Raw genomic sequence first — 13,100 nt, 5'->3', positions numbered from 1 at the left:
GGCGTGAGTTCCCCCGTGAATGTCTTTCGGTGGCCCGCCGAGCCTGCTCTCCACATTCGGGATATCCGTGAGCGCCAGGTTGTGGCGGAGCAGAAAACTCGTGTCCGGTATCGCATCCGTGAACTGTAGTAATCGCAGTACTTATTCGTAGTAATGTTATTCCGCGCGCTTAATCAGCAGGAAGTATCATTTTTACTTATGAAGTTCGGAAGAATCGTGCCCCCCTGCTCGACTACTTTCACTCTGCGGCAAGGCCACCTCGCATTTGGCTTTCGGCGCTGATTTCAGCCCTATTTAGGCATGTTTCGCGCGGACACCTCGTTTTTATCAACCAGAGCGAAGCCGCATAGTCAGAGCGAAAAGTAGTAAAGATGAAACGAACTGACGGACCAGCGATCGTTCCAGCATTACTACTCGTCGCCTGAGAGTACCGACATTACTACTCTAAAAATCGTCGCAATGTTGATACGGACGCCCACACATTAATTTATAAATTATTGATTTATATAGCTTTGTTATCAGCCCTTTACGTAACATCTTTATTACTCTTCACGATTTGCCAGCGTTCTCAGCTTGCTTACGCGTAAGCGGAGCCGTCCCAAGCGGACGTAAAACCCTTGCAATCGCCAGTTCGCGCTTCGTTGCAATCCTCATCGCAATGATTAAGACCGTGGTCTTACCCACACTAGGCGATTTAATGAGCGGCCGCCCCAGGCAAGTGGAATTTGTGAACGCGGAGGCCTAACACGCGTTGTTTACGAACAACAGCAGTAGACGTCACAACACAGCAGAAATCGCTTATGGATCATTCAGATAGCTCGATGACCATTGGCGGAATTAGTGCTCACGATTGGCCGAATTAACGATCGGCAACAACTGGAGTCGAACCAATGCTGCCCTACCGGCCTGAGCAAACGGCCCTGCTCGCACGATATATGCCCGCGACCGAGACACTTCCTGCCTGCTTACCCTAGCCAATATCAATCGAGCGACTCGGGGATCGCGCCGGCTCCGACTTCGGTACGGTCAATGTGAGCACACCGTTGTCAAATTTTGCAAGGGTGTGATCGGGGTCGGCGTTTTCCGGCATGGGAATCGTGCGCACGAAGCTTCCGTAGGCGCGCTCTAACCTGTAGCAGCCATCTTCCTCGCTGCGCACGTCTTGCTTTTTCTCGCCGCGCACCACGATCGCCCCGTCCTCGACGCTCACCGTCAGGTCTTCGCGCTGCATCCCTGGCAATTCGGCAGTCACGCGCAGCACCTGCCCTTCGTCGACCACGTCGATGCGCGGCTGGAAGCGCGATGAACTGAAGTCGCCAAACCATCGCTCGAGCCCACCACGGCCGGCAAACGGGTCATGAAAGAACTCCTCCACTGCGCGCCAGGATTCGCGTGACAACAATCGCGGAATATCAGGCCAGGAGGCACGCCACTGTTCGCTTGCCGCCGGTCCTTCCGTGCTGTCCGTATCGGACTTGCGGGCCGCCCCGCGAAGAAACTTGAAGAAATTCCACTTTTTCGGGTCGGTGTTCATCTTATCCTCCATTAAGAGGTCTGGCAGGAGAACCGGATTCCAGTCGGTGTCAGCCGCCTCGTCGATGATCTATTGGCCGTAGGAACCCACTGATGTGCGGTGTCCTGACGGTACGTGGCGCAGGGGGAAAACTCCATGAAGACATCTCGTAGATGGCACCACGATATGGGGGGCTGGGCCGCCTTACTGCTTGGTACCCGCTTCTTTGAACTCGACATCCACGACGTCCTCGTCTTTCTTCTCGGCGTTCGTCTCTTTCGCGTCCGCGGCGCGATGGGAGCGGTTGTCCGGCTGAGCCTGAACGTCCGTATAGGCTTTTGCACCGAGTTTCAGCGAGGCCGCGGCCGGGCTTGCTTCGATCTCTGCCTTGTCTGAGGTCCTCAGTGCCGCCTCAAGGTCCTTGATGGCGGATTCGATCTTGCCCGTAACGATTTCGCGTTCACCTTGGTACACCTTGATGGTTACTGCCGCCTGGTTGTCCTCGGCCGTAGAGAAGAACTGTGAGAACCTGGCAGGGACAGTGGTATTTTTCGTGATCATCTTGCTCATCACACCGCCCAGGGTCTCGACAGGGGTAACGTCGAGCAACAACACGTCCTTGCGCTCACCGGTGAGTACCGCGCCCTGGAACGCAGCACCCACCGCCACCGCTTCGTCGGGGTTGATGTCCTTATGCGGTTCGCGGCCGAAGAACGCTTTGACCTTCTCCTGCCCGCGTCATCGCAGACCCGGAAGCTCGATTCTGGCGCTTCATTGAATGGGCGGCACGGTGCCGAGCTTCTCTGCCAGCATCCGCTCATACACGCCAAAATGCACGTCCACCTCTGTCTGGCTGACCACGACCACGTCTATCGTGACCTGCTCGGGCGCCAAGCCGAACATCGTGGCCAGTGCCACTTCCAGGTGGGGCGCCGCCACTCTGTCCTTTTCGAACGTCGTGCCGATGCTGATCACATAAGTATCGCCTTGCGCCGTGACGTCCACCAACCGGGCTCGCGCGCTGAGGTTGTTATCGATCGCGACTGTGACCAACTCCGCTACGCGCCGCGTCCGCTCGGTAGGAAAGCCGCGCGTGCACTTGAGCTGCACCCGATGCCTGCCTAGGGTCACCCACTCAGAATCGAATTCCATCGAAGTCTCCATCTCGGAAAGTGCTTGCCGCCAAAATAGAGGCCAGTCCGGCGATTTCAAGACCTCCGCGTTGCACGAGGATTCGCTGCCGTTGCAAGCCAGCACCGTGCGTTCTAAGCCGCCTATGCCAGAAATGGCCGGGGGCGCGCTACCTTGCATGACCGTCTCGCCCCCGTTGAGCGCAGCAGGCTCATGCGCGAGGCTATGCCTTGGGCGCAGCTCCTAATTTCTGCTCACATCACTTCGATCTTCTTCACCGCAGGCTGCGACGAACCGGTCTTGGGCAGACGCAGCGTCAATACACCTCGGTCGAATTTCGCCTCGACGTGATCGAGGTCGACGCCATCGGGCAGCGGAATACTGCGCATGAAGGCGCCGTATGCCCGCTCCAGGCGGTAGCAGCCGTTTTCCTCGCTCCGAATGTCCTGCTTCTTCTCACCGCGCAATACTAGGGCGCCATCTTCGATGGTGGTTTGCAGGTCCTCGCGATCCATGCCGGGTAGCTCCGCCGTGATCCTCAGCGCCGTGCCATCGTCGACCACATCGATCCGAGGTTGGAAGCGCGACGAACTGAAGTCACCGAACCAGCGATCGAGTCCCCCGAAGCCCGCCAACGGTTCATGCAGAAACTCGCCCATTGCACGCCAGGGATCGCTTGAAAACAGCCGCGAAACGTCCGGCCAGTCCGGCGTCCAGTGCCTTGGCGCGGGGACATTCGACGACTCGCCCGTTGGTTGCCTGTCCTCGGTCGATTTGCGTAGGAACTTGAAAGGGTTCCATTTGCCCTGATCTGTTTTCATCTTGTCCTCACCGAATGTCCAGCTAATTTCCGCGGGTACTGCGGTGGCGCCCTTGCGGACGCCACCGATACCTGGCGTGCGGCAACTCACCCCACGTTGACTGCAATGCGACGTGGACGCGCTTCGTCGCGACGCGGGATCGTCAGCTTGAGCACGCCGTCCTGCAGGTTCGCCTCGATCTTCGACGCGTCAAGGTCCGGACTCAACGAGAAAGCGCGTGCGAAGTGCGGCTGGCGAATTTCCGCGTGTTGCACCCGCAGCCCTTGGGGAGTGGGCACGACCGCTTCCGCCTCGATATGGAGGTTGCCGTCGTGAACATTCACCTCGAGCTTGTCCTTGGTCACACCGGGAAGGTCGGCCCAGAGGGTGACGCCGTTGCTGTTCTCGACGATGTCGACCGCCGGAAGCAGCGTCATCGTCGGCGTCGACCTGTCCTCCTGATCTTTGGTCACCGCGTTCTGGTTGCGTTCCGCCACTTGGGTAGTCTCGTTCATGGCATTCTCCTCGCGTTATTGAACCGTGATCGCCCGGGGCTTCGAGGCTTCGCGCTTGCCAACACTGATAGACAGGCAGCCGTTGGCATAGCGCGCCTGAACTTTGTCGGGATCGGCGCTCTGCGGCAATTCGACCACACGCCGGAAGGTGCCTGTGAATCGCTCTTGCGCGTACAGCCGGACCTCCGGATCATCCTCCGGTTGCGCCGCTTCGCGCTCGCCGCTGATGGTCAGCAAGCCCTTGTCGATCGACACCTCGAACTTGTCTGGCTTGAGCCCCGGTGCGAACGCGACGATCTCGATGGAATCGTCCGTGGCGCCGATATTGACGGGGGGAAATGCCCCGAAGCGGCCGGAGCGGATGCTGGATGGGAAGCCACCGAACACGCTCGCCATCTGCCGCTGCAAGCGGTCGAACTCACTGAACAGGTCGGTTCCGAAAAAGAGATCACTCATGGTCGTATCCTCCTTGGATGCAGCAAGGAGGTGAACGGGCATACGCGCTCCCATCCACCTGCCAAGCTGCCGGCAAACAAACAGAAACACGCAGCGCGCATGAATCGCGACTGCCTGAGCGAAAATAAAATAGTAATTGGCCGCGCAAATTTCAAGGCGGACATGCCCGGCGACGTGCCGCGAAAGCGACCCCGAGCGAGTCCCCGCTTCCTTGGTTACGTTCCTGCCCATTCGCTTGAGTTCTATCAGCAGGGTGTTCCTGCTTGGCACCAAATCCGTGTGCTCGATACAGCCCATCTGTCGTACGCCGGGGCGTGGCGGCGCAACATGGCATTAACGCGAACGGGACATGGAATGAACAAGGCTGACGCCAACTTTGCTGTAGGGGCATTGCATCGAATGTCGCGAGGATGGTCAACGCGGAGGCCGCAAGTCATGCTCCGTCGACTCGCCCCGGTTGACATTCCCCGAATCTTGAACACAAATAAATGTAGCTGTTCTGGAGCGGGCGCTAGTGGCGCTAGAGGTCCGTGTGAGTCCGACACGAGCCGTCAGAACTGAAACTCCGGGCATGATTGACCGGCATGTCACTGCGCCGGTCCCGCGTTATCGGGGAAGTCAAATGATTTCGCTTGAGCTTTTGTGCATTGCGCTCGCCGCAATGGGCTTGGTATTCCTCGCGCGCGTCTATGCAATTTTTCGGATACGCGCCACTTTCATGAAGGATCCGGAACTACGCAAGGTTCTGTACATTCGCCTGCCCGGCTATGACGAAATGGCGTACGCGCCCTGGCATTGGACGCGCTGGACGATTCGCGCGTGGCGGGCTTATGCAATTGACGCAGCCGAGACCGAGAAGCAGGAAGTCTGAACGCTCGGCCGAAGCGTTACCTCAGCCCATCTCCGACACAACCACCCCGTCCGCGAACCGGGCGCCGCCCTTTCGCGGTGTTGCCCGGCAAGAACGTCGGCAGGCGTTATCAGTGCGATGGCAGGCGCGGTGTCACGATGGGCCCAAATGCGGCCAGCAATGGCTTTCCTGCCGGCGAACACTTCGATCGGCGCACCTCGCTCCAGGCGACGATAATCGTTCCGAACTGGTGACCGCGCGACGGCTAATCCTCGATCCCACCGAGAACTTGGCTCATGGTAACGATCAACGTAATCCAAATCGACCGGAAATCAAGCCCTCAGGCCGCCGGTCACACAAAGTGCGGGAGACCCACCTTTACTACACTTCACGCTAGTGGATTTGCGCGATGCGCAGCAAATTGGTCGTACCGGCTATCGCAAAAGGCAACCCGGCCGAAATAACGATGGGCTCGCCGACCCCTCCGAATCCTTCCTTGCGAACGGTCAGGCTCGCCAAATCGGTCATTTCGAGCACGTCGACGACCTCGTGGCATAGCACGGCGTGAACACCCCAGGCGAGCGCCAGCCGCCGCGCCGTCGCAACCCGCGGTGTCATCCCGAGGATGGGGACCTCCGGCCGTTCTCGCGCCATGCGCAGCGCCGAGTACCCCGAACTGGTATAAGCCACCGTGGCCGGCACCCTGAGCAGTCCGGCAACGTGTCGCACCGCGTAGCCGATGGCGTCCGCTGCCTCGGCGCGCGGTGGCGTGTGCGAAGCCTGGATGGCATCGTGATAGAGCGGATCGGATTCCGTGCGGCGGATAATGCTGTTCATCATCTGCACGGCTTCGACCGGGAATTGTCCGGAAGCCGATTCGGCCGACAGCATTACCGCGTCGGCTCCGTCATAGATGGCGGTCGCCACGTCGGAGGCTTCAGCGCGCGTCGGCACAGGCGCAGTGATCATCGATTCCAGCATCTGGGTGGCGACAATCACCGGCTTACCGGCCTTGCGGCACGCCCGTACGATTTGCTTCTGCAGCGACGGCACCAGTTCGGCAGGCATTTCCACGCCGAGATCGCCGCGGGCGACCATCACGGCGTCGCTCTCCTCGACGATCGCGTCAAGACTCTGGATCGCCGCCGGCTTTTCCAGCTTCGCCACAATGCCGGCCCTGCCATCCACGATGGCCTTGATTTCCTGGATATCCTCGGGCCGTTGGACGAATGACAGAGCAATCCAGTCCACGCCGAGCGTCAGGCCGAAATCCAGATCGCGCCTGTCTTTCTCGGTCATGGCAGACAGCGGCAGGACTACACCCGGTACGTTCACCCCTTTTCGGTCTGAGAGCGGGCCGCCATTGACGACGACGGTTTCTGCAAAATCTTCGCCGCATCGTTCTACACGCAGCCGGACCTTGCCATCATCGAGCAACAGTTCGACGCCATCTTCCAGCGCGGCAAAGATCTCTGGATGCGGCAGGCAGACGCGGCTTTGCGTGCCGGCCGTACCGGAGACGAGGTCGAGCCGGAATTTATCGCCGAATTTCAGGTGGATGGGGCCGTCGGCGAACGTGCCAATGCGCAGCTTCGGCCCCTGAAGGTCCAGTAGCACGCCAATGGGGCGGCCACGCTCGCGCTCCACGGCGCGAATGGTGTCCAGGCGTGCTCTGTGGTCATCGTGGGTTCCGTGGCTGAAGTTGAGGCGGAAGACGTCGGCGCCGGCTTCGAACAGGGCGTCGATGACTTCCGGCGAGGTGCTCGCGGGTCCCAGCGTGGCGACGATCTTGGCATTGCGAAGGCGTCTCATGTATTGCTCCATTCAGCGTGCGATCAGGATCGCGCGAAAGTCGTTGACATTGGTGAGCGTGGGGCCCGTGATGACGGAGTCGCACAACGCTTCGAAGAAGCCGTGGCCGTCATTGGCCATCAAGGCATCTTGTGGACGAATACCCAGTTGCCAGGCGTGAAGAGAAGTAATCGTGTTCCGTTTATGAAGTAATACTGCTCCGTCTCACGAAAGTGGTGACTGGGCCGCCGGAAAAGCCTTCACTGCAGCAATTCAGGCAGCAACGCGACAACTTGCCTTTCGGCCTTCATCGCAACAACGAGCTGGCGGCTATGCCGTTCGACGCACCGTACCTTTTCCGCCAGCTTAGTGAGGAGTTCTCGCGAATGTTCATGCTGTTCGACAACGTCAAAGCCGCTGAGCCAACGCACCACTCCAGTCAGCGGATGCAGAGGCTTACACCACAGAGCATTGGGATGCCGACAGCCGTTCCAGTGCATGGCAGCGAGCAGGCACGCCACAGCGTTGACCTGAGCGGCTGCCACCTTGATGTTGGGCTTGTTCGGATCGAAACGTCGAACGGCGCGACGGATCAACATCCGTTGGCGACGCGGCACCTTGGCCCAGGCCCGGCGCAGCAATAATCTCGTCAAATGCTCGCTGTCGTGCAGCAACGCACTTGAGTCGCGGTCGGCCATCGCCTCGCAGGTCCAGCCGCTCGAGGCACGGGTCTGGTAGCGCCCGCTGTCGGCTATAAACGCCCGGCGGCCCAGAATCTGGCGCCAGTAGCGGATGAGTTTATCGCGCTTGCTCGTTGGCGGTGGAAATGCCTCGCGTTCGCGCGGGATCGGCACGTACTCGGGGTCGGGCTCAGACAGCTCCAACACAAGGATCGGCAAGACCATGGCCTATACCTCCTGTCGTACTCTCAGTTACGCGGACTCTCGCCCTACTCTCGGCTTCCGCTTGCCGATGGGCGGCCCAGCGTCGCGAAATGGTAGCCCTGCTTGGCGGACTCACACTTGTACCTACGCATCGCTTCTGGATTTCGACGCAAAGGTCGAGAAGCGGATGCTCGAGATGACGCTGTCGCGGTAGCCAATCGGTAAGCACGTCACTCACGATTACCTCAACCGTCGGCACTAAGCGCAGATTCCCCACTTTGGGGCCTCGGTCATAGGGTATCAAGGCACTCGCCACAGGATGCGCGAGAAAGCGCCGGCGCAAGTGATAAACCGTAGCCCAATGGATTCCCAGCAATTTGCCAGCCTTCTCAGCTTGCTGACGTGAAAGAGGACCGGCCCCCAGCGGACGTAAGACCCTCACGATCGCCCGTTCGCGCTCCGTTGCAATCCTCCCCGTCATGTTCAATTCCGCGGTCTTGCACACCCGAGACGATTTGCTGAGCGGAGGTTGGACTTTCGCACTGCTCGCCGTCGCCTTCCGATGGGAAGTCCAGCGTCGCGAAATGGTAGATTTGCTTGGTGGAGTAACGCTTGCCGCTGCGCATCGCTTCTGGATTTCGACGACGATCTCGAAAAGCGGATGCGCGAGCCGACCCTGCCGCGGCAGCCAATCGGTAAGCACCTCACTCACGATTTCCTCGACCGTTGCTTCCAGGCGCGGACCCGCTTTGCGACCCCGGTCAAATGGTATCAACGCGCTCGCCACTGGATTCGCGAGAAAGCGACGGCGCAAGCGATAAACCGTAGCCCAATGGATTCCAAGGGATTTGCCGGCGTCCTCTGCCTGTTTACGCGTAAGCGGGGCTGTCCCAAGCGGGGTTAAGACCCTCGCAATCGCCAATTCGCGCTTCGTTACAATCCGCCTGTTCACGACCGTGGTCGTACGCATGCGAGGTTTACTGAACGGAGGACTCTGCTCGGCGGATCTTGCAAACGCGCGCGGCATCCTCCCGTTCGCCTTGGTGGGCTCAGTCGTTTCCGGCACAAGGATTGGCAAGACCATGGTCTATACCTCCGGTTGGACGGTTTGTTGCGCGGCAACGTACCCGGACTCCCGCACGGCTCGCTCCCAATGCGCCGAATCTAGTACCAATCCTGCACTGTCCCACTGGGGACCGTTCAGTAGCACCGACTCAACGGCACGGGTAAAATAATCCATATGCAATTCCACGGGTCCAGCCAGTTGCGCAGCCGCGTGGGCGTTCACGAAGCTATTCCACAGCGCCGCGGCCGATTGCTCCAGTCTCAAGCCGGCGGCGTAGGCGTCGGGATAGAAGAAGGCCGTGAAGGAGCTCCCGGTGTCCTCTGGATAGCGAGTCAGATCGTAACTAGCTAGGCAGGTCGCTGCTTCGATGGCGCCTGTGACGCCTCTGAAGTGCATTTGCTCAATCATGAAGCGAGCGACGATCTGCTCGTCACCGGAGAGCTGATATTGCGCCTTCTGCTCCATCAGCTGTGGCTGCCCGACCAGAAAGGTGATCAGCCGCATGCCGTGGTGGGCGAGCTGATCATGGACGTCGCGCAGCCATTCCAGCGCATGCTTGGATAGCCGCTGTGCTTCGTCGCAAAAGAGCACCACAATATGTCCGGAGCGCATTTGTAGTTGCTCGTTAAGCCGACGCATCAAAGCGAAGCGCTTGTCGGCAATGACCCTGGGCTGTGGGTCCCTGACACCCGCGGCACTCAACAATGCACTGAAGAACGATCCCTCGTAATCGGTGCGATGATATTCGCACGACATCCTCAGCACGAGGATGTCACCCCGATTCCTGCCAAGGTGCAATGCCAAGTAATCAATGGCGTGAGTTTTGCCCATGCGAGGACGGGCGTAGATCAACGCCCCCGGAATCAATACGCGCACGCAGCGTTCGACAAGATCGACGAAGCCTTCAATGGCCGCGGTCGCGACGCGGTAATGACGGCGAGCAAGCGGGTGATTGTGCACAGTCAGGTCTGCCGGATTCACCGCCGTTGCATAAGGCGCGCGGCTGGCTGAGCGGACTCGGGTCGCACTGACACGTGCACGCTGTGCACCTTTCGAAGCCGTGTTGGTCTTCTCGTTCATGCCTGCTCCTTGCCGGCGAGATAAGTTCCTCCTCGCCCTTCATGGCCGGCAATAGTCGGGCCCGGCCGGCGCCCGTTTTCGCGCGTGCCCCAACGATCAGCGGGTGTACCCCCTGGTAATGCGCAACGCCTTGCCTTTAACGGGCCCCTTGGCCAATGGCGAAGGCGGCTGTGCCGGTGTCACTGTTTCATTTTCGGCAGCTGAGGGAGGAGGCTCTGCTTTCTGGCGCTCACGCTGCACCTGCGCGATGTCGCTGGCTGCCCTCCGACGCTTTGGGGCCTGCTTGCGTCTGAGAGTAAGGAAGACCTCGATCGGATTGTCGCCCGGGCCGAAGTCGAGTTCACGCGCCCGCTTGGCCTTGAAAATCTGCTGGCGTACCCGCAACGAATGCGGTTCGTCGCGCCACTTGCCGCTAGCAAACAAGTCACCCAACATGTGGCCGTCTTCGGTACAGGCCCAGAGCCTTCTCAAATCTGAGGGGTCATAGTGAACGCGCAGCCGCTGGCCAATCAAGCCGCTGCTTTTGGCAAGCCGCTCACTCGTGTAGCGCACGTGATAGAACGTAATGTATGGACGCTCACCACGTCCGAGATTGCCATGGACGCGGCACAGTACCGGGTCATGTAGCAGTTCCGGGTGCTCCCGTAGCGGCTTGGGGATCAGGCGCAATCGGATTGCCTCGCGACCAATGCCAAGCACATGCCGGCGCATCATCTCCAGTGGGGTGAAACCCCCCAGGCCAGAATGGGGAGTACCGTGGTAGTTCCACACCGTCAGGTGCAATAACTCCTCTAGCTCATGGGAGGTGACGAGGAGTCGCAGAGAGTCGGTTGGATCGCGCAGACGCTTCAGCATGACCTGCGCGGCATCCTTTCCCGGTATCGCCCCCGGGAGCCGTCGCGAGAGCGTCGAGGCAACCGTGCCAAAGAAGCGCTCGATGAACGGTCGGTCATCGGGTTGATACGCCGGCCCGAAATCGGCGGTGCAGCCCAACGCCTCGCACACGACGTCGAGGCTGGTGGCCGCCAAATGCGCTCGCGCATTGTCTAACCGGATCTGCCGCCAACAGGCATGGCGAGTCTGTTCCAGGGCCTGGGAGACGAACCCGCCGGTAGGCAACAGGCGTAGGCCCGGCAGCGTCAGTTCCGGGACCTTCGCTGGCGTCACGGCGCGCTTGAAGGTTTCGATGGTGTCAAAGCGGCTACATTCACGCTGCAACGACATGGTGTAGCCGAGGACACAGCGAGTGGCAACGTCGATGATGGCCAACAACCAGACGCGCTCGATCTCATAGCTCTGTTCGCCGCCCAGAGGATCGTTGTCGATTACCTTCAGGCGCACGTCCATCTTATGAGCGTCGAACTCGACCGTATCGAACGCGTCGGCAGAACCACGCTCAGGCAGCTGACGTAGCGCCGAAGCGGGCTTGATCCTGTGGCCAGCTGCGCGTGCAGCTAAGTCGAAATCATCCTGCAGCCACCCCCTGAGCGTGCTGGCCAATGAACGAAAACCCTTCCACTTTTGGTTTAGCGGATAATCGCCTGCGCCTAGGCCCAATTCACGACAGGACTGCTCGAAGCGGTGAGCCGCCGCCTTGAGGCCAAGCAGACGGCCCTTCTCCCCGGGTTGCAAGATGACCTTTCGCGCAACCAGTTCTTCCCGCAATTGCTGGGCCAGGCTACGGTGGCGCTGTAGCAGTTGGCCGAAGGCTCCTGCGTTTCCCGCTTGGCCGTTCACGAGCGCCTGAGGCGCCTTGATTCGTTCATAGGGCTGCACGTGGACATGCGGCACCAATGCGCGATATCCCCATGGGCGGCCATCTGGGTGCGCGCTCAGTGCTCGACGTACCAGACGCTTTATGGTGGACCGGTGGATGCCCCAGGTCTCGTAGACCTGTGCGAGAGAGCTGCCGCCTGCATAAGCCTCAATCGCGTTGCGGCGCCGTCCAAACGTGGTCCGCGCTTCGCCCGTGAGGACACGCTCGTCCAGTTGGGGCCAATCCGACAAGCGAATTGTGTTCGGATCGATTCGGCGAGATGCCATTTGGATACCTCCTATGCCCGCTGAAAAGAAGTCGCTCCGCTCAGCGGTGCCAGAGCTACGTCGGGACTGACGACACGGCCGGATGCCAACAGGGCAAAGAGTGAAGCCTCCACACTCGCCTGGTCATATTCGGAGAAGCGCTCAACGATCGCATCCAACGCTCTTGGCTTATTCAGGTAGACCACAATAGCCTGCTCGAGCACAGGCGCACGGAACCGCCGGTAGCTAACGAGGTACGGGACAATGCGTGACCAATTGGCGATCGGCACCCTCCAGGCCTGTAGTTCAGATTGACGTATGAAGCGAACGGGCAAACCATGCAAAAGACTGTCCGAGCCACAGCCTTCTTCACGTGCCCGATCGCCGCCTTCCTCGGCATCACGATCATCAATCAACCAGAACTCACCTGCGGGCGCTTCCTGCAGGCGGACCCAGAAGTCAATCATGGCACTCCCCGGACCAGCGACTCGAGCCGGGCGTTCGGTAAAAGTTTCGATCGCAGGATTGGCTTCGACCATCAGCCAGGTCCGATAGGCCTCATAGCTACCGAGGCTCAATCGACGCCCAAGCTTTGGGCTGAACAACTCAATGCGACGCCGCCATCCATTGCGCGGGAAGGCAAGTGGGCGACTGTACTGACGTAGGGGATCCGGCATGACAGGGCCATAGAAGTAAAGCTGCTACTAAGCGACGGAACAGCGATAGTTCCAACATTACTTCCCGCCGGCGGATAGTACCAAGCTTACTTCTCGAAAACTGGAAGTAATCTTAGTACGGAGGCCAACGCAGAAATCGCTAACTTTCTGTTTTATAACGTCTTTGAAAAATGGCCGGAGGGAAGAGTTTTACTTCTCTTCACGCAGATCTACGGGCTGACCGAGGTCTACGGCCCCGCGGCGGTTTGCGTGGAGCAGCCCGAATGGAACGACCTCGGCATCGATGCGCTGGCGGAACGGAAAGGACGGCAGGGC

Annotated in this window: 11 protein-coding genes and 2 pseudogenes; 1 reads left to right on the top strand and 12 read right to left on the bottom strand. The window is 59.7% G+C overall.

Annotated features, from left to right (window positions below; genetic code table 11):
• Positions 1–970: 970 nt before the first annotated feature.
• The 6 genes and pseudogenes from KHO41_RS40060 to KHO41_RS40035 all read right to left on the bottom strand — a co-directional run bounded on the left by KHO41_RS40060 (position 971) and on the right by KHO41_RS40035 (position 4,415).
• Positions 971–1,534 carry an Hsp20/alpha crystallin family protein gene (locus tag KHO41_RS40060; RefSeq protein ID WP_211958731.1) on the bottom strand — a complete coding sequence of 188 codons (564 nt, stop codon included), beginning with the start codon at positions 1,532–1,534 and terminating at the stop codon, positions 971–973.
• A gap of 183 nt (positions 1,535–1,717) precedes the next feature.
• Positions 1,718–2,245, bottom strand: a pseudogene (locus tag KHO41_RS40055) (Hsp70 family protein); the annotation flags it as partial.
• Between the two features lie 39 nt (positions 2,246–2,284).
• Positions 2,285–2,665 carry a hypothetical protein gene (locus KHO41_RS40050; protein ID WP_211958730.1) on the bottom strand — a complete coding sequence of 127 codons (381 nt, stop codon included), beginning with the start codon at positions 2,663–2,665 and terminating at the stop codon, positions 2,285–2,287.
• 233 nt (positions 2,666–2,898) lie between these two features.
• Positions 2,899–3,465, bottom strand: a complete 567-nt coding sequence (locus tag KHO41_RS40045) for an Hsp20/alpha crystallin family protein (protein WP_211958729.1) — start codon at positions 3,463–3,465, stop codon at positions 2,899–2,901.
• Positions 3,466–3,551: 86 nt separating this feature from the next.
• Entirely contained in the window at positions 3,552–3,959 is a 408-nt protein-coding gene (locus KHO41_RS40040; RefSeq protein ID WP_211958728.1) for an Hsp20/alpha crystallin family protein, read from the bottom strand.
• Between the two features lie 15 nt (positions 3,960–3,974).
• The gene (locus tag KHO41_RS40035; RefSeq protein ID WP_211958734.1) at positions 3,975–4,415 is read right to left on the bottom strand and encodes an Hsp20/alpha crystallin family protein; all 441 of its coding nucleotides are present in this window, start codon (positions 4,413–4,415) and stop codon (positions 3,975–3,977) included.
• A gap of 622 nt (positions 4,416–5,037) precedes the next feature.
• Between KHO41_RS40035 and KHO41_RS40030 the strand changes: the two genes are divergently transcribed.
• The gene (locus KHO41_RS40030) at positions 5,038–5,286 is read left to right on the top strand and encodes a hypothetical protein (RefSeq protein ID WP_211958727.1); all 249 of its coding nucleotides are present in this window, start codon (positions 5,038–5,040) and stop codon (positions 5,284–5,286) included.
• A 372-nt stretch (positions 5,287–5,658) separates the two neighbouring features.
• Here the strand turns inward: KHO41_RS40030 and pyk are convergent, their stop codons facing one another.
• From pyk to KHO41_RS40000, 6 genes and pseudogenes are all read right to left on the bottom strand, one after another.
• Positions 5,659–7,077, bottom strand: coding sequence for a pyruvate kinase (pyk, locus tag KHO41_RS40025; RefSeq protein ID WP_211958733.1), 1,419 nt, complete (start codon positions 7,075–7,077; stop codon positions 5,659–5,661).
• 12 nt (positions 7,078–7,089) lie between these two features.
• Positions 7,090–7,245, bottom strand: a pseudogene (locus tag KHO41_RS40020) (MOFRL family protein); the annotation flags it as partial.
• Positions 7,246–7,316: 71 nt separating this feature from the next.
• On the bottom strand, positions 7,317–7,961 hold the full coding sequence (locus KHO41_RS40015) for a hypothetical protein (protein ID WP_211958726.1): 645 nt from the start codon (positions 7,959–7,961) through the stop codon (positions 7,317–7,319).
• A gap of 1,066 nt (positions 7,962–9,027) precedes the next feature.
• Complete coding sequence (locus KHO41_RS40010; RefSeq protein WP_211958725.1) at positions 9,028–10,086, bottom strand: ATP-binding protein; 1,059 nt, start codon at positions 10,084–10,086, stop codon at positions 9,028–9,030.
• A gap of 96 nt (positions 10,087–10,182) precedes the next feature.
• Positions 10,183–12,129 carry a Mu transposase C-terminal domain-containing protein gene (locus tag KHO41_RS40005; RefSeq protein WP_244874265.1) on the bottom strand — a complete coding sequence of 649 codons (1,947 nt, stop codon included), beginning with the start codon at positions 12,127–12,129 and terminating at the stop codon, positions 10,183–10,185.
• A gap of 11 nt (positions 12,130–12,140) precedes the next feature.
• Positions 12,141–12,647: a hypothetical protein gene (locus KHO41_RS40000; RefSeq protein ID WP_244874264.1), complete on the bottom strand. Its 507-nt coding sequence runs from the start codon at positions 12,645–12,647 to the stop codon at positions 12,141–12,143.
• Positions 12,648–13,100 lie beyond the last annotated feature (453 nt).

This window comes from Cupriavidus numazuensis (genome assembly GCF_905397435.1).
GTDB lineage: Bacteria > Pseudomonadota > Gammaproteobacteria > Burkholderiales > Burkholderiaceae > Cupriavidus > Cupriavidus numazuensis.
Note: the sequence above shows the minus strand (reverse complement) of the source record. Positions and strands in the feature narration are given on the sequence as shown.